This is a genomic window from Bradyrhizobium sp. SZCCT0231 (assembly GCF_018130245.1).
Classification (GTDB): Bacteria; Pseudomonadota; Alphaproteobacteria; order Rhizobiales; family Xanthobacteraceae; genus Bradyrhizobium; species Bradyrhizobium japonicum_F.
This window is the reverse complement of record NZ_JAFCKP010000001.1, coordinates 1,359,562-1,385,512: the sequence shown is the minus strand read 5'-3', so window position 1 is coordinate 1,385,512 and position 25,951 is coordinate 1,359,562. Positions and strand designations below refer to the sequence as shown.

Below are 25,951 nucleotides of genomic sequence, written 5' to 3'. Positions count from 1 at the left end.
GCGGCGTCGTGCGCTGCAGAGCCGGGGCCCATTGCAGCAGCGCGTTGCGCGGCCTGCTGGGTCCCGGCTCTGCGCCGCATCGCTTTCGCGCTGCGGCTTGTCCGGGACATGAGACCTACTTCTTCCTGCTGTCGATCGCCGTCTTGCAGGCAGCGCTGAGCTCGTCGCGCTTGCCGTTGAGGCAGGCAACGACGCGGCCGCCTCCCGGCGCGATGCCGGCGCAGAATTTGTCATAGTCCGCCTTGCACGCGCCGCGCGGATCGGACGATTGTGCCGATACGCCTCCGGAGAACGCGACGACGAGTGCGATGGCAACAAAGCTCAACTTGGACATTGTATCTCCGGTGACGGAAGGCAGGAGCCGCTAGCTCTACATGAAGATCGCGACATTCAACATCAACAACATCAATCGCCGCCTGCCCAATCTGTTGGCATGGATGCGCGTCGCGAAGCCCGATGTCGTCGCGCTTCAAGAGTTGAAGGCAAGTGATGGCGAATTTCCGGCGGCCGCCATCGAAAAGGCCGGCTACGGCGCAGTGTGGTGTGGACAAAAGACCTGGAACGGCGTCGCCATTCTCGCCCGCAACGCCGCACCCATTCTCACCCGCGACCGCTTGCCGGGAAAGCCTGGCGATCTCGAAGCCCGCTACATCGAGGCCGCCGTGCGCGGCATCATCGTCACCAGCATCTACCTGCCGAACGGCAATCCGCAGCCGGGGCCGAAATTCGACTACAAGCTCGACTGGTTCGCGCGGCTGAGGCGCCACGCGAAAACCTTCATCAAGCAGGACCTGCCCGTGGTGCTCGCCGGCGACTACAACGTCGCGCCGACGGGAATTGACATCTACCCGACGCGCTCGTGGGACAAGGATGCGCTGATCCAGCCGAAGAGCCGCGCGGCGTTTGCCTCGCTGGTCGAACAAGGCTGGTGCGACGCGGTGCGCGAGCTGCACCCGGACCAGCGCATCTACACGTTCTGGGACTACAAGCGAAACCGCTGGCTGCGCGATGCGGGCCTGCGGCTCGATCATCTCCTGCTCAGCCCGGCCCTTGCCCCGCGTCTGGCCAAGGCCGGCGTCGACAAGAAGATCCGCGGCGAGGACGGCGCAAGCGATCACGCACCGGCGTGGGTGGTGTTGCGGTGAACGGTCCAGCCGTCGTGCTCGAAGGCACCCCACCTCGAACACCGTCGCACCGCAATGGCAAGCCTGCCTCGATCGGCCCAAACAGAAATTGGAAAACAACCCCATGCACAGTAGCCGACCCCTGCCCGCTCAATGACTTACGCATATTCCGAAATCCGGTTTGACTTGTCGGGCAAAACACTGGCAGGATGTCATCATCGAAGAACTCCCGGGGCCCCTGCCCGCGGCTAAAATCTCCCGATTCGTGGAGACCGCCTTGGCCTTCCTGTTCGTCCTCACCGTCGGCCTCATCGCCGGCACCATCTCCGGCATCGTCGGCACCGGCTCGTCGATCATGCTGATGCCGGTGCTGGTCTATGCCTATGGGCCGAAAGAGGCCGTGCCGATCATGGCGGTCGCCTCCGTGATGGCGAACTTCTCGCGGATCCTGGCCTGGTGGCGTGAGGTCGATTGGCGGGCCTGCGCGGCCTATTCGGTCACGGGCATTCCGGCGGCTGCGCTCGGCGCGCGGACGTTGCTGGCGCTGCCTTCGCATGCCGTCGATCTTGCCATCGGCATCTTCCTGATTGCGATGGTGCCGGTGCGGCACTGGCTGGCGCGGCATGACCTCAAGGCCAATCTCTGGCATCTCGCCATCGGCGGCGCGGTGATCGGCTATCTCACCGGCATCGTGGTCTCGACCGGACCGCTCAGCGTGCCGCTGTTCCTGTTCTATGGCCTGTCCAAGGGCGCGTTCCTCGCCACCGAAGCGGCCTCCTCGCTCGGCCTCTACTTCGCAAAATCAGTGACCTTCGAGCGTTTCGGGGCGCTGACCGGCGACGTCTTCATCAAGGGCCTGATCGCGGGGGCCTCGCTGATGTCGGGCGCCTTCGTCGCAAAACGCTTCGTGCTGCATCTGAGGCCTGATGTTTTCCGCCTCTTGATGGACGCGATCATGATCGCGGCCGGGCTCTCGATGCTCTGGAACGCGGCGCAGCCGTGACACGGCCGCGGCTCAGACGGTGAATTCCGGGGTGATCGAAGGGCTGTCGGTGACGACGCGGCTCGCCGCCGCCTGCCCGTCGAGCCATTGCAGCACGGCCTCGAACGGCTGCGGCCGGTGGTAGAGGAACCCCTGCCCAAGCGTCACGCCCATCTCGCGCATGGCCTCGGCCTGCTCGGCGCGCTCGATGCCTTCTGCGACCAGGGTCAGCCCCAGCGTGCCGGCGAGCGATGCGATGACGCCGACGATGGCCTTGTCTTCGGCGCTATCGGGAATCTCGTTGATGAACGCCTTGTCGATCTTGACCTTGTCGAGCGGGAAGCGCCTGAGATGCGCGAGCGAGCTGTAGCCGGTGCCGAAATCGTCGAGCGCGATCGTGGCCCCCAGGCGCCGCAGGCGATGCAACGTCTCGGACGCGCTGGCGATGTTGTTGATCAGCGATCCCTCGGTGATCTCGAGCTCGAGCATCGATGCCGCGACACCGAAGCGCGCACAGGTCGCGCGCAGCTCGGCGGCGAGCGAATGGTCGGCAAGTTCGGACGGCGGCAGATTGATCGCGATCCTGATATCAGCCCTGCCGGCGGCGGCCAACCGCTGCAAGGCCCAGCAGGCATCGGTCAGCACGTAACGGGTGAGCCGCGCATTGTTGCCGCTGCGCTCGATCAGCGGCAGGAATTCGCCGGGGCCGATCACGCCATGGTCGGGATGGCGCCAGCGGATCAGCGCTTCCAGGCCGATGACCTCGTGGCTTTCGAGATCGACCTGGCTCTGGTACCAGACCTCGAACTGCCCCTCGGCAAAGCCGGTGGGAATGGCGAGCTCGAGATCCCTGCGGCGGCGATAGTCGCGCTGAAGCGCTTCGTCCAGCACGGCGACCGTGCCGGGCGCCTTGCTCTTGGCATGATAGAGCGCGATGTCGGCGAGCGTCGGCAGATGCGACAGCTCCGGATCGTCGGCGTGGCGCACGGCAAGGCCGATGCTGGCGCGCGGCACCACCTGCTTGTCGTGAAGCCGGATCGGTTCGGAAATGACGTCGAGCACCTGCTGTGCGAATGCGTGCGCGGCCTGTTCGTGGCTCACCTCGGGACGAATGACGACGAACTCGTCGCCGCCGAGCCGGGCAACCCAGTCCTCCGCTTCGACCGCGCGACGAAGACGCTGCGAAATCTGAACCAGGAACGCGTCGCCGGCCTCATGACCGAAAGTGTCGTTGATGCCCTTGAAGTCGTCGAGATCGATGAAGCAGAACGCGACCAGCGTGTCCGGCGAGCCCCCGTCCCGGCTTGCCACGGCCAGGCGCTCAGTCAGGGAACGCCGGTTCGGCAGCCCGGTGAGCGGATCGTGCGTCGCCATGTGCCCGAGCCGGTCCAGCGCGCCCGACGTCGTGTGCTGCATGGCGTTGAAGGCGCGCGCGAGCTGACCGAATTCGTTCGAGGACGTGACGTCCGCCGGATAGGCGCGGCCGTCCTGCTTACTGCGCTGGATCGCCGACATCATGGCCGCGAGCGGCCTGCCGATGAAGATGTTGGCGGAGATGCGCATGGCGATCAGGGTCGCAAACGTCGCGAGCAGGCCGACGACCAGCAGCAGCACCAGGCGGCTGCCCGCATCCGCGTACAGCGTCGAGCGGGAATAGGCGATGGCGATGCGGCCGGCCTGAACGGCCATGTTGCCGTTGCTGTAGTGGATCGGGCGCGAGACCTCCGCAACCGACTGGCCTTCGGGCCGCGCGACCACGCGGGCAATGGCGGCACCGGTATCGTCGTAGACGGCCGCCGCCGCGATGGTCTCGTCGTGCATGATCTCGTTGAGCACGCCCGTGACCTGGTCGTAGCGCATCTTCCAGAGCGGCTCGGCGATCAGCTCGGCCCGGCTCTCGGCGACGCGGGCCATGCGGGCGTCGAGCTGCCTGACCTGCGACCAGAAGCTCGATGCCTCGACGCCGGCGGAGGCGAGCAGCTGCACCAAGAGCAGAACGGGCACGGTGGCCCAGATCATCGCGTGGACGACCGAGCGCAAGCGCGGTGGCGCTGCCTGCTGGTTGCGATCCGGATCGGTCATCGCTTCATCCTTGCGCATCAGTCCGCGACGCCTTCGGCAAGCGGCAGCGACGAGACGAGCGCATTGAGGGAGAAATCATATTGTCCGCAGCGATCGGCCTTCGCCCGGAACCGCGTAAAGTCGATCCGGTCGAACGCGCGCGCCCTGATGAGGTCGCCGACCGAAGCGAGATTGTCGCGCGTGATCGCCGACGTCTTGACCTCGACGCGGGGCGAAACGGCTGCGAAATCGCAGCCATCGGCATAGTCGCGCAGGAGAACAATCGACCAGCCGCCGAGCAGGAAATGCCCACCGTCGGTCAGGAGCAGACGACCCGCCTTGATCTCGCGCAGCGCGTCCTCGGACCAGTTCAGACCCACCACCTGGATGTCCCGACCGGGCACGAGGCCGGCAGCGATCGCCGCGCGCAGCGCGCCGAGCGCCATCGGATCGTTTCCGGCCCAGATGCCGGCAGGCCGGATCCCCTTGCGAGAAGCCCAGCCCAGGTAGTTCGCGGTGACCCGCTCGGCCTCCGACTGCGTCCAATTGGCGAACAGCAACCGGTCCACCACGACGTCTGGCGCGGCATCCATGGCCAGCTTGAGACCGGCGTTGCGGGCGATCGAAGCGGGCGTGATCTCGTCGCCGCCGATGCCGAGAATGTGGATCTTGCCGTCGGGGCTCTGCCATTTCTCGGCACGCGCCACCCCGATCAGCGCATTGGCCATCCGCGCGCCGGCGGTCTGAAGATCGGTCGTGATGTCGCCGAGCCAGGTCTTGAGCTTTTGACGCGGCGGCCCGAGACGCGCCGCATCCTCGCCGATCAGCGTGTTCGAGAGCAGCAGGGTCTTGACGCCCGCAGCCTCGGCCGCCTCCAGGATCGGGACGGCGGCGGACTCCTCGTTCGACAGGATGAGGAAATCGGGCTTGTCGGGACGTGCCACCACGCGGAAGCCGAGCTCCTGCATGGTGCGGTAATTGCGCTCGCTGGTCAGCACCTCGACATGCGCGTCGAGCTTGCGGCCGGCGGCCTGCATGCTCTGCGCGACCATGTCCCAAAAGACCTCGCCGGTCTTGCCGGGATTGACGAAGACGATATCGAGGGGCTTGGCAAGGCTACGGCCGGCGGACGCGAAAACGCCGCAGGCCATGCCCGCAGCGAGCAATATTCGCAGGAATCTCGTCATTTCTCTTCGCCGTCCCCCATTGGTTCCGAGGGTGGACCCGCGTCCGCTAAGATTTGGCAAAATCCACGCGGGCACAGCGGCACAGAGCTAATGAAACGTATATCTACCGTGCCGAACTGAGATCATCGAAGCGCCGGCGGTCAGGGGCGCCATTCCGTGCTATCAGCACATCTGAAACCCGCGACTCGCTGTCCTCAATGGCCAAATCCACGCTTTCCTTCGTCTGCCAGAACTGCGGCGCCGCCTATAACCGCTGGCAGGGCAAGTGCGAGTCCTGCGGCGAGTGGAATACGCTCGCGGAAGAAGACACCAGCGGGAGCGTGCCGGTGTCGATCCGCTCCAAGCGCAAGGGACGGACGTTTGCGCTGGAGAGTCTTTCCGGCAAGAGCCCGGATGCGCCGCGCCTGTCCTCGGGGATGACCGAGCTCGACCGCGTCACCGGCGGCGGCTTCGTCCGCGGCTCGGTGCTGCTGGTCGGCGGCGATCCCGGTATCGGCAAGTCGACGCTGCTGACGCAGGCGACCAGCCTGCTGGCGCGCGCCGGCCACCGCGTCGTCTACATCTCCGGCGAAGAGGCGGTCGCCCAGGTGCGGCTGCGCGCCGAGCGGCTCGGCCTGTCGGACGCACCGGTGCAGCTCGCCGCCGAGACCTCGGTCGAGGACATCGTCTCGACGCTGTCGGAGGGCGCAGTGCCCCGGCTGATCGTGATCGACTCGATCCAGACCATGTGGACCGACACGGTGGAATCGGCGCCCGGCACGGTGACGCAGGTGCGCGCCTCGGCCCAGGCGCTGATCCGCTTTGCCAAGAAGACGGGCGCGGCCATCATCCTGGTCGGCCACGTCACCAAGGACGGCCAGATCGCAGGTCCCCGCGTGGTCGAGCACATGGTCGACGCGGTGATGTCGTTCGAAGGCGAAGGCTCGCAGCAATTCCGCATCCTGCGCGCCGTGAAGAACCGCTTCGGCCCGACCGACGAGATCGGCGTGTTCGAGATGACGGGCCTTGGCCTGCGCGAGGTCACCAACCCCTCCGAGCTGTTCCTGTCCGAGCGCGATCTCGGCACGCCGGGCACCGCAGTCTTTGCGGGCATCGAAGGCACAAGGCCCGTTCTGGTCGAATTGCAGGCGCTGGTGGCCCCGACCTCGCTCGGCACCCCGCGCCGGGCCGTGGTCGGCTGGGATCCGAGCCGGCTCTCGATGGTGCTGGCGGTGCTGGAGGCCCATTGCGGGGTCAAGCTGTCCGGCCACGACGTCTACCTGAACGTCGCAGGCGGCCTGCGCATCCACGAGCCCGCGGCCGACCTCGCCGTTGCCGCGGCGCTGGTGTCCTCCCTGGTTAATGCGCAGTTACCGACGGATGGCGTCTATTTCGGCGAGATCTCGCTCTCAGGCGTGGTGCGCCCGGTGGCGCAGACCCCGGCCCGGCTGAAGGAAGCGGCAAAACTGGGCTTTCAGCGCGCCGTGCTGCCCGAATCGGCACGGGGCGAGCCCGGCGGCGATGCCGGATTGTCGCTCAACGCGGTGAACAGCCTGACGACATTGGTCGCCGAGATCGCCGCCCGCGGCTCCCGCCGGGGCGAATCGAGCCCGCCGGCAGAGAAAAATGCCACACCGGCAAGATTCCGCCGTGGAGAGGGCTAGGCGGAGGTGACGCCGGAGGCCCTCGCCGCTATACAGCCGTCACAAAAGCAGCATGGGATTGCGTGGTTGCGGCCTTGCCGGGAACGCCGTCTGCCCTTCTTTTAGGGCGGCGGCCAAACACCGATTCGCTGAGCGCCTTTGACAGTACGAGCGGACCAGACCAGCCGATGCCAGTTACACTCCTCGACCTGATCCTGCTCGGTGTGATGCTGATCTCGGGCCTGCTCGCCATGGTCCGCGGCTTCATGCGCGAAATCCTGTCGATCGCGGCCTGGGGCGCGGCGGCGATCGTGACGCTGTATTCCTTCTCGAAGCTGCTGCCGACCGCCAAGACCTATTTCAACAACGACACGGTCGCGAGCGTCGTGGTGGTGGCCGGCGTGTTCGTCGGCACCCTGGTCGTGGTCTCCGTCATCACGGTCCGGATCTCCGACATGATCCTGGATTCGCGGATCGGCGCGCTGGATCGCACCCTCGGCTTCCTGTTCGGGCTGGCTCGCGGGCTTTTGATCGTCGTGGTCGCCTTCCTGTTCTTCACCTGGCTGGTGCCGGACAAGCAACGCCCGGACTGGGTCACGGGGGCCAAGTCCCGCGTCGTGCTCCAGGGAACCGGCGATTGGCTGATGGCCCTCTTGCCTGACGACCCCGAGAACACCATCTTGAAGAGATTCAAGAAAAACAAACCAGATGATGATCAAGCTGAATCCGAGCAGCAGCCTTCGGGCAGCGGCGACGGATACAGTAAATCTGCTCGTGACGGCATGAAGAAGCTGATCGAGAAACCTGCGGCGCGTTGATAGAGCCCCAAAAGAGAGGCGCGGACGAGATGCGACACCCTGACCAGGACGCCCAACTTGATCTCGATCCAAACGCCGGCGGGGGACCGGCCGCGCTGGAGCTTCAGGACGATCTGGAAGGCGATACGTTGCGCGAGGAATGCGGCGTCTTCGGCATCTACGGTCACCCTGATGCGGCGGCCATCACCGCGCTCGGCCTTCACGCCCTCCAGCACCGCGGCCAGGAAGCCGCCGGCATCGTCTCCTACGACGGCAACCGCTTCCATTCCGAACGCCGCCTCGGCCTCGTCGGCGATACCTTCTCCCGCCGCGAGGTGATCGACCGCCTGCCAGGCAGCGTGGCGGTCGGCCATGTCCGCTATTCCACCACCGGCGCCACCATCCTGCGCAACGTGCAGCCGTTGTTCGCCGAGCTCAATGCCGGCGGCCTCGCAGTCGCGCATAACGGCAACCTCACCAACGGCCTGACGCTGCGCCGCGAGCTCGTGAGGCATGGCGCGATGATGCAGTCGACCACCGACACCGAGGTGATCCTGCACCTGGTCGCACGCTCCAAGCGCGCCCGCTTCATCGAGCGCTATATCGACGCGCTGCGCGAGATCGAGGGCGCCTATGCGCTGGTCTCGCTGACCAACAAGAAGCTGGTCGGCGCGCGCGATCCGCGCGGCATCCGCCCGCTGGTGCTCGGCGAGCTCGACGGCTGCCCGATCCTGACCTCGGAAACCTGCGCGCTCGACATCATCGGCGCGCGTTTCGTGCGCGACATCGAGCCCGGCGAGGTCATCGTGTTCGACGAGAACGGCCAGGACATCCACAAGCCGTTCCCGCCGATGGCGCCGCGTCCCTGCATCTTCGAATACATCTACTTCTCGCGGCCGGATTCCATCGTCCACGGCCGTTCGGTCTACGAGGTGCGCAAGGCCTTCGGTGCGCAGCTCGCGCGCGAGAGCCACGTGCCGATCGACGTCGTGGTGCCGGTGCCGGATTCCGGCGTGCCGGCCGCGGTCGGCTACAGCCAGCATTCCGGCGTGCCGTTCGAGCTCGGCATCATCCGCAACCATTATGTCGGCCGCACCTTCATCCAGCCGACGCAGGCGATCCGCGAATCCGGCGTGCGCATGAAGCACTCGGCCAACCGTGCCGCGATCGAAGGCAAGCGCATCATCCTCATCGACGACTCGCTGGTGCGCGGCACCACCTCGAAGAAGATCGTGCGCATGATGCGCGATGCGGGCGCCAAGGAAGTCCACTTCCGCCTCGCTTCGCCGCCGATCCTCTACCCTGATTATTACGGCATCGACCTGCCCGACCGCGGCGGTCTTCTCGCAGCGACGCATTCGCTGGAGGAGATGCGCGAGATCATCGGCGCCGACTCGCTCGCCTTCCTGTCGATCGACGGCATGTACCGCGCCATGGGCGAGCCCGGCCGCGACCCCGCCAATCCGAAATTCTCGGACCACTGCTTCACCGGGGCCTATCCGACCCACCTCACCGACCAGACCCAGACCGAGCCGCAGCCGCGGCAATTGTCGCTGCTGGCGGAGGCGAGCTGACGGCGGATCGTCCCCGGGGGGGGCTCATCAGAGTCCCTTTTCGTCATGGCCGGGCTTGTCCCGGCCATCCACGTCTGTAATACCCGCCGCAAAGAACGTGGATGCCCGGGACGAGCCCGGGCATGACGGAAGTATTCGACGATGACAAAACCCCTCGCCAACCGCATCGCTCTCGTCACCGGCGCCTCACGCGGCATCGGATTCGCCACGGCACGCGCGCTGGCAAAGGCCGGCGCGCACATCGTTGCAGTGGCGCGCACGCAAGGCGGGCTGGAAGAGCTCGATGACGAGATCCGCAAGGACGGCGGCAGCGCCACCTTGGTGCCGCTCAACCTCACCGATTCCGACGGCATCGCGCGGCTGGGCGCCGGCCTGCACGAGCGCTACGGCAAGCTCGACATCCTGGTCGGCAATGCCGGCGTGCTCGGCCCTTCCTCACCGATCGGCCATATCGAGCTGAAAACCTTCAACGACGTGATGGCCGTCAACGTCTCCGCGAATTTCCAGCTGATCCGCTGCATGGAGCCGCTGCTGAAGCAGTCCGATGCGGGGCGCGCCGTGTTCATCACCTCGGGCGCCGCCAACAAGGCCACCGCCTATGTCAGCCCCTATGCGGCCTCCAAGGCCGCGCTGGAAACGCTGGCGCGCGCCTGGGCGCAGGAGACCGCGAACACGCCACTGCGCGTCAACCTGTTCAATCCCGGCCCGGTCCGCACCCGCATGCGCGCCACTCTGATGCCGGGCGAGGATCCTGCAACGCTCGACACGCCCGAGCAGGTCGCCGAATTCATCGTGCCGCTGTGCGCGCCCGACTGGACCGAGACCGGCAAGTTCTACGACTACAAGTCCCGCACCTTGATGAGCTTCCGCGCGCCGGCCTGATTGACTCGATTGCCTCGCCGCGATTGACGCCGGGGGTAATGCCTATACCACCGAGGTCGACACCGGAAAGCGCATCCAGAAATTCAAGCTGACATCCGACGCGCTCAAATAGCGTCTCAACGCATCTTGCCCAATAGTTAACCGTCGGATGACGCTAAAGCGCGATGAGATTGCGACGAATAGTCATCGCGCTTTAGGTTATTGTTTGAGCATGATCTTTTCGGAAAGCCGCTTCACACTTTTCCGGATCATGCTCTAGGACGCAGCGCCACCCGGCTTTAGGTGCATTGCCGCCGGCCGTGGGACAGGCTAGAGCCATCAACCGGAACGAGGCTCCGCAAGAGGGCCGTCCGCATATTTGACAATGGAGGAAACTTTCATGACGACGACGTTCGCACGCCGCTCCGCGGCCCTTCTGGCCTGCGCTGCCTTTGGTTTTGCAACATCCGCCTACGCGCAGGACAAGACCGTCAAGATCGGCGTGCTCAACGACATGTCGAGTCTCTATGCCGACATCGGCGGTCCGAACTCGGTCGCGGCGGTGAAAATGGCAGTCGAGGATTCCGGCCTGAAGGCCAAGGGCTGGACCATCGAGGTCCTCTCCGGCGATCACCAGAACAAGCCCGATATCGGCGTCAACATCGCCCGGCAATGGATCGACGCCGACAAGGTCGACGCCATCGCCGACACGCCGAGCTCCGGCGTTGCGCTCGCGGCGAGCAACCTCGTCAAGGAAAAGAACGCGGTGCTGCTCAATTCGGGTGCGGCCACCGCCGACCTCACCGGCAAGGCCTGCACGCCCAACACCGTCTCCTTCACCTACGACACCTACATGCTCGCCAACGGCACCGGCAAGGCGCTGACCAAGGCGGGCGGTGACAGCTGGTTCTTCCTCACTGCGGACTACGCCTTCGGCCACGCGTTGGAGCGTGACACCAGCAACGTCGTCACCGCCACCGGCGGCAAGGTGCTCGGCGGTGTCAAGCATCCGCTGAACACGTCCGATTTCTCGTCCTTCCTGCTGCAGGCGCAGTCCTCCAAGGCCAAGGTGATCGGCCTTGCCAATGCGGGCGGCGACACCACCAACGCGATCAAGCAGGCCGCCGAGTTCGGCATCGTCTCCGGCGGTCAGAAGCTCGCCGCGCTGCTGCTGTTCATCAACGACGTGCACTCGCTCGGCTTGAAGACCGCGCAGGGCCTGACCTTCACCGAGTCCTTCTATTGGGACCTCAACGACCAGACCCGCGAATGGTCGAAGCGCTTCCAGAAGGTCTCGCCCAAGGGCGCGATGCCGTCGATGACGGTCGCGGGCCTCTATGCCGAGATCCTGCATTACCTGAAGGCGATGGACGCGCTCGGCAGCAATCCGCATGACGGCGCCAAGGTCGTCGCCAAGATGAAGGAGCTGCCGACCGACGATCCGCTGTTCGGCAAGGGCCCGCTGCGCCAGGACGGGCGCCGCCTCATCCCGGCCTATCTGTTCGAGGTGAAGAAGCCCGAAGAGTCGAAGGGACCGTGGGATTATTACAAGCTGGTCGCCACCATCGCGCCGGAAGATGCGGCCAAGCCGCTCAAGGACAGCGACTGCCCGCTGGTGAAGAAGTAAACCAGCCAACGCTTTCGTAGGGTGGGCAAAGGCGCCCAAGCGCCGTGCCCACCTTCTCTCCGCAAATTGACGAAGCAGCGGTGGGCACGGCGCGCGAAGAGCGCGCCTTTGCCCACCCTACGAGACCGTCTTCGTCGCCCCCAGCGACCGCACCGCGATTGCCACGCACACCACCATCAGCACCGCGGCGAGCAGGAACGGCGCGCCGGGCAGATGCAGCGGCGCGCCGGCGCCGATGAAATAGGAAAACGTCAGCGTGAACAGGAACGGGCCGACGAGCTGCGAGACGCTCTGCACGCTCGCGGTCGCGCCCTGCAACTGGCCCTGCTGATCGGGCGCGACCAGCCGCGTCATCAGCGATTGCGAGGCGGCGCCCGAGATGCCCCACAGCGCCAGAATGGGAATGCCGAGCCAGGATAGCGGTCCGGTCGGCGCAGCGCCCAACACCACGAAGCCGAGCGCGCCGCAGCACAGGCCCATCAACAACGCGTTCCGCTCGCCGAGCGCGCGCACGATCGGCCCGATCGCAAGCCCCTGCACCACCATGGCGCAAATGCCGACCATGGCCAGCGTCAGGCCCACGGTCTTGGAATCCCAGCCGTAGCGATAGGTCGCATAGAGCACGAAGGTCGAAGGCAGCACGACATGCGCGACCTGCGCGATGAAGTTGACGACCGACAATGCGGCGAGCACCGCATTGGATCGCAACAGGTGCAGCGCCCCGATCGGATTGGCACTCTTCCAGCGGAACGGCGCGCGCTTGTCGGGCGCGAGCGACTCCGGCAGGACGAAGAGCCCATAGAGCGCATTGGCCAAGCTCAGGGCCGCCGAGGCCCAGAACGGCAGGCGCGGATCGATATCGCCGAGCAGGCCGCCGAGCGCCGGGCCTAGGATGAAGCCGGCACCGAAGGCCGCACCAATCCTGCCGAAGATCGCCGCGCGCCGCTCCGGCGGCGTGACGTCGGCGATATAGGCAAAGGCGGTCGAGATGCTGGCCGAGGTGATGCCGGAGATCACGCGGCCGATGAACAGCCAGACCAGCGACGGCGCCAGCGCCATCAGCACGTAGTCGGCCGCGAGCCCGAAATTCGACAGCAGCACCACCGGCCGCCGTCCGAAGCGGTCGGACAGCGCGCCGAGGACGGGCGAGAAAACGAACTGCATCAAGGCCCAGGCGGTGCCGAACAGGCCGAAGATGCGCGCCGCATGCGCGGTGTCGTTGTCGACGAAACTCTCGATCAGCTTCGGCAGGACCGGCATGATCACGCCGAGCGCGATCATGTCGAGCAGGATGGTGACGAAGATGAAGGCGACCGCGCCGCGCCGGGGCGGCGCAGCACTTGCCGCTAGCGCCTCGCCGGCGCCGTCGCTCACGACGGCCGCTTACGCTTGTGCGCGAAGGGATTGGCCTTCTCGCGCAAGGCGATGCGCACCGGCGTGCCCGGCAGCTCGAACGTCTCGCGCATGGAATTGGTGAGGTAGCGCAAGTAAGACTGCGGCACCGCATCCGCGCGCGAGCAGAACAGCACGAAGCTCGGTGGGCGCGCCTTGTTCTGCGTGATGTAGTTCAGCTTCAGCCTGCGGCCGGATACCGCCGGCGGCGGGTTGGCCTGGACCGCCTGCTCGAACCAGCGATTGAGCGCGGCCGTCGGCACGCGCCTGTTCCAGATCGCGTAGGCGTCCTGGATCGCCTGCATCAGGCGGTCGATGCCCTCACCCATCAGGCCCGAGACGGCGACGATGGGCACGCCCTTGACCTGCGGCAGCCAGTGATCGGCATCGCGGCGCAGGCCCGAGATCGCGCCGCCGCCCTTGGTCTCCATCAGGTCCCATTTGTTGACGGCAAGGACGACCGCCCTTCCCTCGCGCTCGATCAGATCGGCGATGCGCAGATCCTGCTCCTCGAAGCGGTTCTGCGAATCCATCATCAGCACGACGACTTCGGCAAAGCGCACCGCGCGCAGCGCATCGGCGACCGAGAGCTTTTCCAGCTTCTCCTCGATGCGCGAGCGCCGGCGCAGGCCGGCGGTGTCGAACACGCGGAAATCGCGGCCCTTCCAGTTGATCTCGACCGCGATGGAATCGCGCGTGGTGCCGGCCTCCGGGCTGGTCAGCAACCGCTCCTCGCCGAGCAGGTGGTTGATCAGCGTCGACTTGCCGGCGTTGGGCCGGCCAACGATGGCGACCCGGATCGGGCGCGTCGCGGCCTCTTCCTCCGAGAGCGGCTCGTCGTCCTCGATCTCGTCTTCGTCGACCGGCTCCGGCATCAGCTGGGCGAGCGCATCGTAGAGCTCGCCCATGCCCTCGCCATGCTCGGCCGAGATCTGGATGGGATCGCCGAGGCCGAGCGCGAATGCTTCCATCGCGCCGGCATCGCCATGCTTGCCCTCGCTCTTGTTGGCGATGAGCAGCACCGGCTTGTTGGCCTTGCGGGCGAAATCGGCGAAGGCGCGATCGGTGGGCGTGAGACCAATACGGGCGTCGACGACGAAGAACAGCGCGTCGGCCTGCGCGATCGCGGTCTCGGTCTGCTCCTGCATGCGCGCGGTCAGCGAGCCCCTGGCGCCCTCGTCGAGGCCGGCGGTATCGATGATGGTGAACTGGAGGTCGCCGAGCCTGGCCTCGCCTTCGCGGCGGTCGCGGGTGACGCCCGGCAGGTCATCGACGAGCGCGAGCTTCTGTCCGACCAGGCGGTTGAACAGCGTCGATTTGCCGACATTGGGCCGGCCGATGATGGCGATCGTGAAGGACATCGGTCATTCGTGCGCTGCCGGGGCTGCGCCTGTCAATGCAATGAGGAATATCAGCGCGAGAAGCTGCCGCTCGGCAGCGGTGCGGGGAAGGCGCTCTGCGACTGCTGCTGCTGCGGGGCCTGGGTTGGTTGCGCCTGCTGGACGGGCTGATCCGGCGGCGGCGCGGTGGTGCGCTTGCGGACGATCTTGTGCTTGGGCGGCGGCGCAGCCGTTGCCGGCGCGGCCTCCGGCTGGGCCTCGCCGTCGACTTCTCCGGCGGGCGCTTCGGCCGGCGCGGCCGCCGTGGCGGCGGGCTGCCTGGACTTCGTCGCCTTGGCTCCCTTCGCCGGCTTTGCCGGCTCGGGCGGAGGCTCCGCGGGCAGAGCCGCGACGGCGGGCGCGTTCGGATCGGGCTGCTGCTGAGCGCCCTTGTACAGCTCCTTCGGCACGCCCTGCTCGAGGCCCGGCACGCCCTCCGGGAACACCGGCTTGCGGTCACCCGGCAGCTTCTTCTTGGTGTCGAGGAAGTCGAGCATGTCGCTTGGATCGAAGCTGGAGCAGCCGCCCAGGACGCCCGTGAAGGCGATCAGGACGGCGGCTGCGATCAAGCGTGGCGTGCGGCGCATCTTGTGTCTCGTCTCAAGTCAGAGGGCCGTCGTCAGCTCTTGGCGACGGGCGGCAGCAGCGCCTGGAGCGCCTCGGCGCGCGAGCGCAGGCCGGGCGGCGTTTCGCCGTCACCGTCGATCGCGTCGAGCCATTTGCGGGCTGCGGTCATGTCGTTGTTACGCCAGGCCGACAGCGCCAGCATCTCGCGAGCGCTGTGGCGGAAGGTCGATTTCGGTGCCGCGGAGGCTTCCAGCCGCTGCTGCATGTCGGCGTAGCTGGCGCTGTCGAGCAGCAGGCCGGCGGCACGGATCTTCGCCAGATCATGCCACTCGCCGCCGATGCTGCGATCGGCGGCAATGTCGTCATACATCTTCGCGGCGGCCTTGGGGTCGCGGCTCGCGGCCTCGGCCGCAGCACGCAGCCGCGCCAGGGTGCGATAGCCGGACGGCGCCTTGGCGGCGAGCTCGGTGAAGGCCCTCTCGGCGTCCTCGTGCTTGGCCTGCTCGGACAGCTCGACGGCCTTCTCGAAGACTGCGCCGGCCTCGGCGGCCTTCTGGGCCTCGAAATACTGGTTGGCGCGCCAGCCACCGACGGCGGCGACGATCAGCACCATCAGGGCGATGAAGTAGATCGAATACTTGTCCCACAGCTTCTTGAGCTGTTCGCGACGTACTTCCTCGTTGACTTCGTCAAATAATTCAGACACTTATGCCAATCCCATGTCCATCCGCGTGCGCGCGCCAAGGCGTTCGCGTCAGGAATCCCGTCCCCCGTGTGGCGGCGAGGTACCCTAACGATATGGCGGTGGCAAGGCAAAGCGAGCCCGATCAAGGCGTTAACCACCCGGCAAAGGCCCGGAGAACCGCCTGCCCGGCTCAGGTTCCCGGGCGCTCCCGCAGCTGCCGTTTCAGCACCTTGCCGTTGGCATTGCGCGGCAGCGGCTCCGATGTGACCGTCATGGTCTCGGGGACCTTGTAGTCGGACAGCCGCTCGGCGCACCAGGCGCGCAAGTCGGCGTCGGCAACGGGTGTGCGCGCCACTACCACGGCGTGGACGCGCTCACCGAGCACCGGGCAGGCCCTGGCGACGATCGCGCTCTCGATCACCGCGGGATGGCCGGCCAGCACGGATTCGACCTCGGCCGAATAGATCTTCAGGCCGCCACGATTGATCATGTCCTTTTGCCGGTCGAACACGCGGACAAACCCCTCCGCGTCGACCGAGCCGAGGTCGCCGGAGTGCCAGAACCCACCGGTGAAGCTTTCGGCCGTGGCTTGGGGGTTATTCCAGTAACCCTTGATGATGGAGGCGCTCTGGATCCAGAGCTCGCCGATCTCGCCCCGGGGCAGCTCGCGCCCGTCCGTCCCCATCGCGACGATGCGCGCGCCGGGGCACGGCAGGCCCACGCTGTCGATGTGGCTCTCGGTCAGCTCGCCCGGCATGATGGTCGAGGGCGACGTCGTCTCGGTCGCGCCGTAGCAGTTCATCAGCTTCAGGCCCGGAATCTTCGCCTTGAGCTTCTCGATGGTGGCAACCGGCATCGGCGCGCCGCCAAAGCCGCCGATGCGCCAGCTCGACAGATCGTAGCGGTCGAAATCCGGCTGCAGCAGGCAGAGATTGTACATCGCCGGCACCATCACGGTGTAGGTGACGCGCTCGCGCGCGGCGAGCTTGATGTAATCGGCCGCCTTGAACTCCGGCATGATGATCAGCGCACCGCCGCAGCGGATCATCGTCGTGATGTTGGCGACGACGCCGGTGACATGGCCGAGCGGCACCGCCGCGATCGAGCGGTCGGTTTGCGTCAATTGCAGGCAGGACACGAAGACCATCGAGGAATGCACGATGTTGCAATGGGCCAGCATCGCGCCCTTCGGCTTGCCTGTCGTCCCCGAGGTGTAGAGGATCATCGCAGTGTCCTCCTCGCCGGTCTCGACCGGCGCCAAAGCCAGCGGGTTGTCGGCGAGCACCGCGAAACGCGACAGAGCCCGATCATCGTCGATGGCAATGCGGTGGATCACATCGGGCACATCCTGCGCATCGGGCAGCCGCTCGGCGAGCCCGGCTTCGTGGATCAGGATCTTGGCGCCGCAATCGGTCAGCACATAAGCGATTTCCGGCTTCTGCTGGCGCGTGCTGAGCAGCACCGTCACCAGCCCTTCATGCGCGGCGGCAAACAGCAGCAGCGGAAATTCAATACGGTTGCCGAGCAGGATGGCGACGCGGTCGCCGCGCTGCAAGCCGAGCTTGCGAAATCCCGCTGCAATCCGTGCGGCCTGCTCCACGGCCTGCCGCCAGCTCAGGCGGATTTTGCCTGCGATCAGCGCTTCACCGTCGGGATTGCGGGCGCAGGCATTGGCGATCATCGCCCAGAGACTCGTCGGCCGGTCGCAGAACGCCGGCACCACCCGATCGCCAAAGCGCGCCTCGAGCCGCATCGGCGGAATCTGAGATTGCGACCAGTTCATCGGAATGCCCTGAGCTTGTTGCTTTGTCAGCTTTCGCGCATGCGCAGGCGGAGCTGTCTTGCGCTGATCGGCTGTCCTTAGCTTTGGCGCATGATCTTGTCGGAAAACCGCTCAACACTTTGCGCTGGCGCGGCCCTTCGGGTCCGGATCATGCGCTACACGCCCACGACGGGAACACCGATCACCACCGGATGGAACGCAAAGGCCAGCGCCAGATAGGCAACGACCCCGACTGCGACTGCGATCAGATCGTTGGTGACGCCGCCGACCGGAATCGGCGGGCCGCCGGCGTCGGTGCGAGCTTTAAGCGAAATCCGGTCATAGATCGCCCAGCCCAGGAACGAGCCGAACAGGATGATGGAGCCGAGATCGCCATTGGCCAAGAGATGCGCCGCCGCCCACAGCTTGATGCCGGCCAGCATCGGATGCTTCAACGTCGCGTAGATGCGGCCGCGCAAATACGAGGCGACCACCAGGATCACCGCGGGCAGCATCAGCGCGACCGTGATGTGCTTCATCGCCTTCGGCGGATACCAGACGTCGATCCAGCCGGAGCTGCGATAGTGGGCAAAGCCCCAGATGATCAGCGCCAGCCCCGCAAGCGAAACCACCGAGTAGAGGAGCTTGTAGGTCCCCTCGCCCAGCTTCGCGATCGCCTGCGCGCGCGCCTCGCGTTTCGTCGTGAAAGTATGGGCCGCGAAGAACAGCACCAGCCCCAGGACCATGACCAGCAGACCCACGACATCCCCTTGCGTAAGACCCGTGCTCCATCAGGTATCATCTTCACCCTGCGAAGCGCAATGCATCAGTCCTTCTCAGCCAGCTTTCCGCTGCGGGCTTCGATCCAGTCCCGTCCCATCGAGATGCTCAACTTCACCAGAGGCGCGGCAACCGTGGAGAAGAGCAGCTTGATCAGGTACTGACCAACGATCGTCGGCAGGACGACGCCGGTCCCGTAGAACGCGATCGACACGAATATCGCGGTGTCCAGCAGCTGGGCCAGCATCAGGCTGAGCCAGGCCGACAACACCACGGACCTCCTGCCGAACGCCGTCTCGCGCAGCAGGAGGAAGAACGACAGATCGAAGTGCTGACTGACCATGTAGGCGATCCAGCCTCCGATCCAGATGCGAACCGAAGAGCTGACGACCGTTTCGAAATCCTGCTGGTGTTGCCAGCCCGAAGCTGCCGGAAGATAGGCGGCAAACTCGAAATAGGCGGCGGACAAGGCCATGCTGAGCAGGCCGAGATTGATCACCCGCCTGGAATACTCCCTGCCGAACAATTCGGCGATCGTGTCGAGAATGATGAATGTCAGCAGATAGCTGAAGACGGTCGCGCTGGCGTCCAGGCCGAAAGGCAGCGCGAACAGCTTCGAGCCCGCGATCGTGCTGGTGATCAGCAGCGAGGAATGGAGTGTGAGCAGAAATAGGAAATAGCTGATCCTGGCATCCATCGGCTCACGGCCCCCGGGGCGGTCTGGCGTTGATAGGTCAAGGCTACGAGCCAAAACCCAGAAAGACAACTTGTTGTTGAATTCGGTATCCGGCGGAATATGATCCAGGCATTGCAGATAAATTGGCAGATGGATTGGACGGTTCATTATGGCCGACAAAATCAGTTTCGACCCGAGAATACTGGATTTTCTTCGTGCCTCCCACGGCCGCTCGCAGGAGGCGATCATCGTGGAATTCCTGCAGACGGCGATTGCGATCAGCCCGGCAGCCGATGCGGGATCGGTCCTGATCGACCATCCCAAAATGGAGAGGCTGGTCCTCTTCAACGAGGACGACTTCCTGTTTCGCGAGAGATTACTGGATTCTCGTGCACGGGCCAAGTTTCCCACCCAGCTAGGCTACTTCGGAACCATCGCGGGCAATTGCTTCCGCACGGGTACACCGACCATCTTTCCGCATGCACAAAGCGGCGAGTTGTTTGGCGATAGCCCGATCCAGAACATGGTCTGCTTCCCGATCAAATTAGGACGTGGCCGCAACCCATTTGGAGTGGCTTGCTTCCACAATAACATCCCGGACAAGGCGTTCTCACCCGAGGATCAGCGCGTTCTTGAGGCTTACACCGATATTCTAGCGCTGGCCTTGCATACGCCGCATCCGGAGCTTCAGCTCGACCGCAACGTCTTCATCGTGCATGGACGGGACGACAGGAGCCGGCAGAAACTGGAGTCGATCTTGCGCGACAACAGGGTCAATCCGAAGGTGCTGCTGCGGGAAGACAAGAATGCAGCGATGATCCTGTCGGCGCTGGAGGAACTGATCCGAACGTGCAAGGCAGGCTTTATCCTTGCCACTCCCGACGACGTGGGGCGTTTGGGACAAACCGACGATGAACTCACGGCGCGCGCGCGCGAGAATGTCATCTTCGAAATGGGGATGCTCTTCGCCAAATTCCGCGCGTTCGACCGGGTGGCCATCCTGCTGAAGAAACCACTGAAGCTGCCATCGGATCTCCATGGGGTCACCTATGAGGAATTCGATCAGATCGACGACATTGAAGCCACGATCGTGCGCAAGCTAAGCAACTGGAAATTACTGAACTGAGAATACCTCTCACGGTGATTGAACCGCTCGGGCTGAACGCGATAACTGGCTCAGTTCGGGGATTGCCGATTGTCGACATAGCGGATCGCGATCGGCCTGCCCGCCAGCGCGCTGCCAAGGCCGCTGGTGAACTTCAGCGGCAGACATGCGTTCAGCGATGCGTTGATGGCGTTGAGATAGGTCGTACGGGTATCGGCCGGCACGCCCGCGGTCGCGTATGTGAGGCGCGGCGGGCCGATCAGGCCACCCGCCTTGTTGAGGCTGAAGCGCACCGACATCTGCATGCCCTCACGCGCATTGTTCGATGGCGGCGACCAGCAGCTGCGCAGCTCGGCAAAGAGATCGCCGATCGTGTCAAGATCGTGATCTGGCTTCCGGTATTTGGCGCGGTCGGCGTCGGGCGGCACGCTTTCGATCGTGAGCTGGAGGTTCTGGCCGTAGGGGTAATCGATCTCGGGAATACAGGGACCGGGCTCGAGCGGGCTGCAATAAGACGGCGTGCAGGGCCGGCCGTCGAGCACGCTGCACGGCTCGTGCGAGAACGGGATCGGATTGATCTGCCGGAGCCGCGCGTCGGCGGCGACGGTTGATATTGCCAGCAGGACGAGAACGAGAATGCCGCGCCACATGATGCGAGCTCGCAGGGTCACACGAGTTGAAGGTGGCATTGCCTCCAACAACGTCAAGCCTGCGGCGTTCACGTGCTCGCGTTCAGGCACACTGTCGTCGCCCGGCTTGACCGGGCGCCCTGGATGCCCCGGTCAAGCCGGGGCATGACAGCGGAGGGTGTGCTTGCGCAGCGGAGTGCATGGCCCGCGCAGCGATGGGCGGAGCAAGCGCCCCTACCCCTTCTTCTTGACGTCCTTGACGTTGGTGAACTCGATGCCCTCGGCGCGCTCCCTGGTGTAGCCGAGGTAGAACTCGTTCCTGGCGAGATACACGGGATCGCCGTCCACATCGTCCGCGATGCTGGAGGTATTGGCGGCGATGAAGGTGTCGAGCTTCTTGCGGTCCTCCGAGGAGACCCAGCGCGCCAGCTGGAATTCGCTGACCTCGAACTCGACCGGGAGCGAATATTCCGCCTCCAGCCGCGCCTTGAGCACGTCGAGCTGGAGCGCGCCGACCACACCGACCAGCGCCGGCGCGCCATCGCGCGGGCGGAATACCTGTACCACGCCCTCTTCCGACATCTGCTGAAGAGCTTCCTTCAGCTTCTTCGCCTTCATCGCGTCGGTCAGACGGACGCGGCGGACGATTTCCGGCGCAAAGCTCGGCACGCCGACGAAATTGAAATCCTCGCCCTCGGTCAGCGTATCGCCGATGCGCAGCGTGCCGTGGTTGGGAATGCCGACGACGTCGCCGGCAAAGGCTTCGTCCGCGACCGACCGGTCCTGCGCGAAGAAGAACTGCGGGCTCGACAGCGGCATGCTCTTGCCGGTGCGTACCAGCTTGGCCTTCATGCCGCGGCTGAGCTTGCCGGAGCACAGCCGCGCGAAGGCGATGCGGTCGCGGTGGTTCGGATCCATGTTGGCCTGGATCTTGAACACGAAGGCGCTCATGCGGGGATCGGTGGCCTCGACCTTGCGCTGGTCGCTGTCCTGCGCGCGCGGCTCGGGTGCGAACTTGCCGAGGCCTTCCAGGAGGTCGCCGACGCCGAAATTGCGCAGCGCGCTGCCGAAATAAACCGGCGTCAGATGGCCTTCGCGGAACGCTTCGAGCTCGAACGGCTTTGACGCTTCGGTGACGAGCTCCAGCTCGTCCTTCACGGCAGAGACGTCGAGATTGGCGTTGAGCTTGGCGAGCTCTTCGATCTCGATCTGCTGCGCCGCGCCGGTCTTGGCGCCGCCGCCTTCGAGCAGGCGCACGCCGCCATTGACGACGTCGTAGGTGCCGAGGAAGTCGCGGCCGCGGCCGACCGGCCAGGTCATCGGCGTGGTGTCGAGCGCCAGCGTCTTCTCGATCTCGTCGAGCAGCTCGAACACGTCGCGGCTCTCGCGGTCCATCTTGTTGATGAAGGTGATGATCGGGATGTCGCGCAGGCGGCACACCTCGAACAGTTTTCGGGTGCGCGCCTCGATGCCCTTGGCGGCGTCGATCACCATCACGGCGGAATCGACCGCCGTCAGCGTGCGATAGGTGTCTTCCGAAAAGTCCTCGTGGCCCGGCGTGTCCAGCAGGTTGAACACGAGGCCCTCGAACTCGAAGGTCATCACCGAGGTCACGACCGAGATGCCGCGCTCACGCTCGATCTTCATCCAGTCGGAGCGGGTGTTGCGCCGCTCACCCTTGGCCTTGACCTGGCCGGCAAGGTTGATGGCGCCGCCGAACAGCAGCAGCTTTTCGGTCAGCGTGGTCTTGCCGGCGTCAGGATGGGAGATGATCGCAAAGGTCCGCCGCCGCGCCACTTCAGCGGCAAGCGGGGAACGGGCCGGCGATTCGGCTGTGGTGGTGGCGATGTCGGACATGGCGGGAGCGTGTGGCAGGGAAAACGGGCCTGATCAAGCCTCATTTGGCGATTGCGGAGCCCTTCGGCCAGCCCCATATCGGCCCATGGATATATCAGTATGGATATATCAGTCTTGGGGAGGACGGCCTCCCCGTCCATCAGCACATTAGCCGCGGGGACGACCCTGCCTGGAATGGAGGGTCGTCGTGGCCTGGAGCATCCTGTTTGTCGCCGGTCTTCTCGAGATCACCTGGGCGATCGGCTTGAAATACACCGAGGGCTTCACCAGGCTTGTTCCGTCCGCGATCACGCTGGCGGCCATGGCCGGCAGCGTCATCCTGCTCGGGCTTGCGCTCAAATCACTTCCCGTCGGAACCGCCTATGCGGTCTGGACCGGCATCGGCGCGGTCGGCACCGCGACGCTCGGCATCTTCCTGTTCGGCGAGCCGGCAACGGCCTTCCGCCTTGCCAGCATCGCCCTGATCGTCGCCGGGATTGCCGGGCTGAAGCTGGTTACCTGACGACCTGGACCACCCACCAGGTCAGCGCCGCGACGATGGCCGAGGCCGGGATCGTGATCACCCAGGCATAGACGATCGAGCTGGCGACGTTCCAGCGGACTGCCGAGACGCGGCGGGCGGCGCCGACGCCGACGATGGCACCGGTGATGGTGTGGGTGGTCGAGACGGGAACCCCGAGATAGGTCGCCATGAACAGGGTCGCGGCGCCCCCCGTCTCGGCGCAAAAGCCCTGCATCGGCGTCAATTTCGTGATGCGCAGGCCCATGGTGCGGACGATGCGCCAGCCGCCCATCAGCGTGCCCAGCGCCATCGCCGCCTGGCAGGACAGCACGACCCAGAACGGTACCGAGAAGTCGCTGCCGAGATGGCCTTGCGAATAGAGCAGCACCGCGATGATGCCCATGGTCTTCTGCGCGTCGTTGCCGCCATGGCCGAGCGAATAAAGCGAGGCGGAGGCGAATTGCAGGATGCGGAAGGCGCGATCGACCGCGAATGGCGTCGAGCGCACCGAGGCCCAGGACACGATCGCCACCAGCATCATTGCGAGCAGGAAGCCGACCAGCGGCGACAGCACGATCGCCAGCACCGTCTTGGACAGTCCGCTCCACACCGCGGCCGAGATCCCCGCCTTGGCCATGCCGCCGCCGACCAGCCCGCCGATCAGCGCGTGCGAGGACGAGGACGGGATGCCGAGCGCCCAGGTCACGAGGTTCCAGACGATGGCGCCGACGAGCGCTGCGAAGATCACCTGGGCGTCGACGACCGCGGGATCGATGATGCCGGTGCCGATGGTCTGGGCGACATGCAGCCCGAACACCAGGAAGGCGATGAAATTGAAAAAGGCGGCCCAGAACACCGCGAATTGCGGCCGCAGCACGCGGGTCGAGACGATGGTCGCGATCGAATTGGCGGCGTCGTGCAGGCCGTTCAGGAAATCGAACAGCAGGGCGACGGCGATCAAGCCGACCAGGACGGGAAGACCCAACGCAGCATCCACGGCGCGGCCCTGCCCTAAACTTGCTCAATGACGATGCTGTTGATCTCGTTCGCGACGTCGTCGAAGCGATCGGCCACCTTCTCGAGGTGGTCGTAGATCTCGACGCCGACGATGAAGTCCATCGCATTGCCCTCGCGATGCTTGAGGAACAGCTCCTTCAGGCCGATGTCGTGGAGATCGTCGACCCGGCCCTCCAGCTTGCCGAGCTCTTCGGTGATGGCGGACAGCATGGCGACGTTCGGGCCGATCGATTGCATCAACGGCAGTGCGCGGCCGACCAGATTGGCGCATTCGATCAGGAGCCCGCCGATCTCGCGCATGGGAGGTTCGAAGCTGCGAACCTCGAACAGCATCACGGCCTTGGCCGTCTGCTGCATCTGGTCGATGGCATCGTCCAGCGAGGTAATCAGGTTCTTGATGTCGCCGCGGTCGAACGGGGTGATGAAGGTGCGGCGCACCGCCGTCAGCACCTCACGGGTGATGTTGTCGGCATCGTTCTCGAACTGGTTGACGCGCTGGCAATAGACCGGCGTCTCCTCGCCCCCATTGAGCATGCCCTGGAGCGCGATCGCGCCCTGGATCACCGTCTGGGCATGCCGGTCGAACAGGTCGAAGAACCGTTCTTCCTTGGGCAGGAACGCACGAAACCATCGCATCATGGGGATAGGCTACCGGTTGGAAATGGCCAGGCCCCGTCAGGGCCGTCACAAAACTGTCATAGACCATTTTCGATCCGCGCGCGTGTCATCTCACGCCCGCGGAGCCGGATCATCCACCACTTTCAAGCGACCGGTAAACCGATTTCAAATCAGCTACTTAGAGCGATCGCCGGAAGTAATGCGCGATTTCGCCGATGACGCCGCGGCGGAAGGTGAGCACGCAGATCACGAAGATCGCGCCCTGGATCACCGTCACCCACTGGCCGAAGCTCGCCAGATATTGCTGCATGGCGATGATCACGAAGGCGCCGACCACGGGGCCGAAAATGGTGCCGAGACCGCCGACCAGCGTCATCAGCACGACCTCGCCCGACATCGACCAGTGCACGTCGGTGAGCGAGGCGTTCTGCGCCACGAACACTTTCAGCGCGCCGGCAAAGCCGGCCAGCGTCCCCGACAGAACGAACGCCAGGAATTTGTACTGGTCGGTGCGGTAACCGAGCGAGATTGCCCGCGGCTCGTTCTCGCGGATCGCCTTCAGCACCTCACCGAACGGCGAGTTGATGATGCGGAAGATCAGCAGGAAGCCGGCGAGGAAGCCGACCAGCACGACGTAATACAGGACCGTCGGCTTGGAGAGGTCGAGGACGCCGAACATGTGTCCCTGCGGGATGCCCTGGATGCCGTCCTCACCATGGGTGAACGGGGCCTGGAGATAGATGAAGTACAAGAGCTGCGACAGCGCCAGCGTGATCATCGAGAAATAGATGCCCTGGCGACGGATCGAGATGTAGCCGGTGACGATCGAGAGCACGAAAGCCGCGGCGATGCCGACGAGAATGCCGAGCTCCGGCGGCAGCCCCCACACCTTCAGCGCATGCGCGCTGCAATAGCCGGCTGTCCCCAAGAACATCGCATGGCCGAACGACAACAGGCCGCCATAGCCGATCAGAAGATTGAAGGCGCAGGCGAGCAGCGCAAAGCACAGCGCCTGCATCACGAAGAACGGATAGACTCCCGTGAACGGGACCGACGCCAACAGCAGCGCCATCACTGCGAATACGATCATCTCGTCGCGCATCGCGCGCGGGGTTGCAGGCAGCGTATCGTCCGTCAGGGTTGTCAT

Annotated in this window: 24 protein-coding genes; 9 read left to right on the top strand and 15 right to left on the bottom strand. The window is 65.2% G+C overall.

Going from position 1 to position 25,951, the window contains the following annotated elements; translation table 11 throughout:
- Positions 1-115: 115 nt before the first annotated feature.
- Positions 116-334, bottom strand: a complete 219-nt coding sequence (locus JQ566_RS06290) for a cysteine rich repeat-containing protein (protein WP_212371046.1) — start codon at positions 332-334, stop codon at positions 116-118.
- Between the two features lie 40 nt (positions 335-374).
- On the opposite strand from JQ566_RS06290, the gene JQ566_RS06285 reads away from it, so the two are divergent.
- Together JQ566_RS06285 and JQ566_RS06280 are read left to right on the top strand one after the other, a co-directional pair.
- Positions 375-1,145, top strand: a complete 771-nt coding sequence (locus JQ566_RS06285; protein ID WP_212371045.1) for an exodeoxyribonuclease III — start codon at positions 375-377, stop codon at positions 1,143-1,145.
- A 256-nt stretch (positions 1,146-1,401) separates the two neighbouring features.
- Positions 1,402-2,127, top strand: coding sequence for a sulfite exporter TauE/SafE family protein (locus tag JQ566_RS06280; protein ID WP_212371044.1), 726 nt, complete (start codon positions 1,402-1,404; stop codon positions 2,125-2,127).
- 12 nt (positions 2,128-2,139) lie between these two features.
- Here the strand turns inward: JQ566_RS06280 and JQ566_RS06275 are convergent, their stop codons facing one another.
- Both JQ566_RS06275 and JQ566_RS06270 read right to left on the bottom strand, forming a co-directional pair.
- Positions 2,140-4,206: a putative bifunctional diguanylate cyclase/phosphodiesterase gene (locus JQ566_RS06275; protein ID WP_212371042.1), complete on the bottom strand. Its 2,067-nt coding sequence runs from the start codon at positions 4,204-4,206 to the stop codon at positions 2,140-2,142.
- Entirely contained in the window at positions 4,206-5,354 is a 1,149-nt protein-coding gene (locus JQ566_RS06270) for an ABC transporter substrate-binding protein (protein WP_212371040.1), read from the bottom strand. The genes JQ566_RS06275 and JQ566_RS06270 overlap by 1 nt, the downstream gene beginning before the upstream one ends.
- A gap of 197 nt (positions 5,355-5,551) precedes the next feature.
- Here JQ566_RS06270 and radA point away from each other — a divergent pair, with 197 nt between their 5' ends.
- The 5 genes from radA (at position 5,552) to JQ566_RS06245 (ending at position 11,835) form a co-directional block, all read left to right on the top strand.
- Positions 5,552-6,997: a DNA repair protein RadA gene (radA, locus tag JQ566_RS06265; protein ID WP_212371038.1), complete on the top strand. Its 1,446-nt coding sequence runs from the start codon at positions 5,552-5,554 to the stop codon at positions 6,995-6,997.
- A gap of 167 nt (positions 6,998-7,164) precedes the next feature.
- A complete protein-coding gene (locus tag JQ566_RS06260; RefSeq protein WP_158668178.1) occupies positions 7,165-7,794 on the top strand; it encodes a CvpA family protein in 630 nt (209 codons plus the stop codon).
- Positions 7,795-7,823: 29 nt separating this feature from the next.
- Positions 7,824-9,347, top strand: coding sequence for an amidophosphoribosyltransferase (gene purF, locus JQ566_RS06255; RefSeq protein ID WP_212371036.1), 1,524 nt, complete (start codon positions 7,824-7,826; stop codon positions 9,345-9,347).
- A 141-nt stretch (positions 9,348-9,488) separates the two neighbouring features.
- Positions 9,489-10,229, top strand: coding sequence for an SDR family NAD(P)-dependent oxidoreductase (locus tag JQ566_RS06250; protein WP_212371034.1), 741 nt, complete (start codon positions 9,489-9,491; stop codon positions 10,227-10,229).
- Positions 10,230-10,608: 379 nt separating this feature from the next.
- The gene (locus JQ566_RS06245; RefSeq protein WP_212371032.1) at positions 10,609-11,835 is read left to right on the top strand and encodes an ABC transporter substrate-binding protein; all 1,227 of its coding nucleotides are present in this window, start codon (positions 10,609-10,611) and stop codon (positions 11,833-11,835) included.
- Between the two features lie 117 nt (positions 11,836-11,952).
- Here JQ566_RS06245 and JQ566_RS06240 read toward each other — a convergent pair whose 3' ends face one another.
- The 7 genes from JQ566_RS06240 to JQ566_RS06210 form a co-directional block, all read right to left on the bottom strand.
- Positions 11,953-13,209 (bottom strand): TCR/Tet family MFS transporter, encoded by a 1,257-nt coding sequence (locus JQ566_RS06240; RefSeq protein WP_212371030.1) that lies wholly within the window; start codon positions 13,207-13,209, stop codon positions 11,953-11,955.
- Positions 13,206-14,588, bottom strand: a complete 1,383-nt coding sequence (gene der, locus JQ566_RS06235) for a ribosome biogenesis GTPase Der (protein ID WP_212371028.1) — start codon at positions 14,586-14,588, stop codon at positions 13,206-13,208. Before der ends, JQ566_RS06240 begins: the two co-directional genes overlap by 4 nt.
- Before the next feature lie 50 nt (positions 14,589-14,638).
- Positions 14,639-15,193: a hypothetical protein gene (locus tag JQ566_RS06230; RefSeq protein ID WP_212371026.1), complete on the bottom strand. Its 555-nt coding sequence runs from the start codon at positions 15,191-15,193 to the stop codon at positions 14,639-14,641.
- A gap of 32 nt (positions 15,194-15,225) precedes the next feature.
- Positions 15,226-15,879 (bottom strand): tetratricopeptide repeat protein, encoded by a 654-nt coding sequence (locus JQ566_RS06225; protein ID WP_212371024.1) that lies wholly within the window; start codon positions 15,877-15,879, stop codon positions 15,226-15,228.
- A gap of 169 nt (positions 15,880-16,048) precedes the next feature.
- Positions 16,049-17,641, bottom strand: coding sequence for a class I adenylate-forming enzyme family protein (locus JQ566_RS06220; RefSeq protein ID WP_212371022.1), 1,593 nt, complete (start codon positions 17,639-17,641; stop codon positions 16,049-16,051).
- A gap of 155 nt (positions 17,642-17,796) precedes the next feature.
- Positions 17,797-18,381 (bottom strand): NnrU family protein, encoded by a 585-nt coding sequence (locus JQ566_RS06215; RefSeq protein WP_212371020.1) that lies wholly within the window; start codon positions 18,379-18,381, stop codon positions 17,797-17,799.
- Positions 18,382-18,446: 65 nt separating this feature from the next.
- A complete protein-coding gene (locus tag JQ566_RS06210) occupies positions 18,447-19,244 on the bottom strand; it encodes a queuosine precursor transporter (protein WP_212371019.1) in 798 nt (265 codons plus the stop codon).
- A 1-nt stretch (position 19,245) separates the two neighbouring features.
- Between JQ566_RS06210 and JQ566_RS06205 the strand changes: the two genes are divergently transcribed.
- A complete protein-coding gene (locus tag JQ566_RS06205; protein WP_212371017.1) occupies positions 19,246-20,202 on the top strand; it encodes a TIR domain-containing protein in 957 nt (318 codons plus the stop codon).
- A gap of 50 nt (positions 20,203-20,252) precedes the next feature.
- Here the strand turns inward: JQ566_RS06205 and JQ566_RS06200 are convergent, their stop codons facing one another.
- Complete coding sequence (locus tag JQ566_RS06200; RefSeq protein ID WP_212371015.1) at positions 20,253-20,831, bottom strand: hypothetical protein; 579 nt, start codon at positions 20,829-20,831, stop codon at positions 20,253-20,255.
- 213 nt (positions 20,832-21,044) lie between these two features.
- Positions 21,045-22,667, bottom strand: coding sequence for a peptide chain release factor 3 (locus JQ566_RS06195; RefSeq protein ID WP_212371013.1), 1,623 nt, complete (start codon positions 22,665-22,667; stop codon positions 21,045-21,047).
- Between the two features lie 187 nt (positions 22,668-22,854).
- Here JQ566_RS06195 and sugE point away from each other — a divergent pair, with 187 nt between their 5' ends.
- The gene (gene sugE / locus JQ566_RS06190; protein ID WP_212371011.1) at positions 22,855-23,169 is read left to right on the top strand and encodes a quaternary ammonium compound efflux SMR transporter SugE; all 315 of its coding nucleotides are present in this window, start codon (positions 22,855-22,857) and stop codon (positions 23,167-23,169) included.
- Here the strand turns inward: sugE and JQ566_RS06185 are convergent.
- The 3 genes from JQ566_RS06185 to JQ566_RS06175 all read right to left on the bottom strand — a co-directional run bounded on the left by JQ566_RS06185 (position 23,162) and on the right by JQ566_RS06175 (position 25,951).
- A complete protein-coding gene (locus JQ566_RS06185; protein ID WP_212371009.1) occupies positions 23,162-24,166 on the bottom strand; it encodes an inorganic phosphate transporter in 1,005 nt (334 codons plus the stop codon). The two genes, sugE and JQ566_RS06185, sit on opposite strands and share 8 nt — an antisense overlap.
- Positions 24,167-24,180: 14 nt before the next feature.
- Positions 24,181-24,825: a DUF47 domain-containing protein gene (locus JQ566_RS06180; protein WP_212371007.1), complete on the bottom strand. Its 645-nt coding sequence runs from the start codon at positions 24,823-24,825 to the stop codon at positions 24,181-24,183.
- Positions 24,826-24,982: 157 nt separating this feature from the next.
- Positions 24,983-25,951, bottom strand: a complete 969-nt coding sequence (locus JQ566_RS06175; protein WP_212371005.1) for a branched-chain amino acid ABC transporter permease — start codon at positions 25,949-25,951, stop codon at positions 24,983-24,985.

Bases quoted from the DNA above. Each gene is read 5' to 3' on its own strand.
- JQ566_RS06290 (WP_212371046.1), bottom strand. From the start codon at position 334: ATGTCCAAGTTGAGCTTTGTTGCCATCGCACTCGTCGTCGCGTTCTCC.
- JQ566_RS06285 (WP_212371045.1), top strand. From the start codon at position 375: ATGAAGATCGCGACATTCAACATCAACAACATCAATCGCCGCCTGCCC.
- JQ566_RS06275 (WP_212371042.1), bottom strand. From the start codon at position 4,206: ATGCGCAAGGATGAAGCGATGACCGATCCGGATCGCAACCAGCAGGCA.
- JQ566_RS06270 (WP_212371040.1), bottom strand. From the start codon at position 5,354: ATGACGAGATTCCTGCGAATATTGCTCGCTGCGGGCATGGCCTGCGGC.
- radA (WP_212371038.1), top strand. From the start codon at position 5,552: ATGGCCAAATCCACGCTTTCCTTCGTCTGCCAGAACTGCGGCGCCGCC.
- JQ566_RS06260 (WP_158668178.1), top strand. From the start codon at position 7,165: ATGCCAGTTACACTCCTCGACCTGATCCTGCTCGGTGTGATGCTGATC.
- purF (WP_212371036.1), top strand. From the start codon at position 7,824: ATGCGACACCCTGACCAGGACGCCCAACTTGATCTCGATCCAAACGCC.
- JQ566_RS06250 (WP_212371034.1), top strand. From the start codon at position 9,489: ATGACAAAACCCCTCGCCAACCGCATCGCTCTCGTCACCGGCGCCTCA.
- JQ566_RS06245 (WP_212371032.1), top strand. From the start codon at position 10,609: ATGACGACGACGTTCGCACGCCGCTCCGCGGCCCTTCTGGCCTGCGCT.
- der (WP_212371028.1), bottom strand. From the start codon at position 14,588: ATGTCCTTCACGATCGCCATCATCGGCCGGCCCAATGTCGGCAAATCG.
- JQ566_RS06230 (WP_212371026.1), bottom strand. From the start codon at position 15,193: ATGCGCCGCACGCCACGCTTGATCGCAGCCGCCGTCCTGATCGCCTTC.
- JQ566_RS06220 (WP_212371022.1), bottom strand. From the start codon at position 17,641: ATGAACTGGTCGCAATCTCAGATTCCGCCGATGCGGCTCGAGGCGCGC.
- JQ566_RS06210 (WP_212371019.1), bottom strand. From the start codon at position 19,244: ATGAACCGTCCAATCCATCTGCCAATTTATCTGCAATGCCTGGATCAT.
- JQ566_RS06205 (WP_212371017.1), top strand. From the start codon at position 19,246: ATGGCCGACAAAATCAGTTTCGACCCGAGAATACTGGATTTTCTTCGT.
- JQ566_RS06200 (WP_212371015.1), bottom strand. From the start codon at position 20,831: ATGTGGCGCGGCATTCTCGTTCTCGTCCTGCTGGCAATATCAACCGTC.
- JQ566_RS06195 (WP_212371013.1), bottom strand. From the start codon at position 22,667: ATGTCCGACATCGCCACCACCACAGCCGAATCGCCGGCCCGTTCCCCG.
- JQ566_RS06180 (WP_212371007.1), bottom strand. From the start codon at position 24,825: ATGATGCGATGGTTTCGTGCGTTCCTGCCCAAGGAAGAACGGTTCTTC.
- JQ566_RS06175 (WP_212371005.1), bottom strand. From the start codon at position 25,951: ATGACAACCCTGACGGACGATACGCTGCCTGCAACCCCGCGCGCGATG.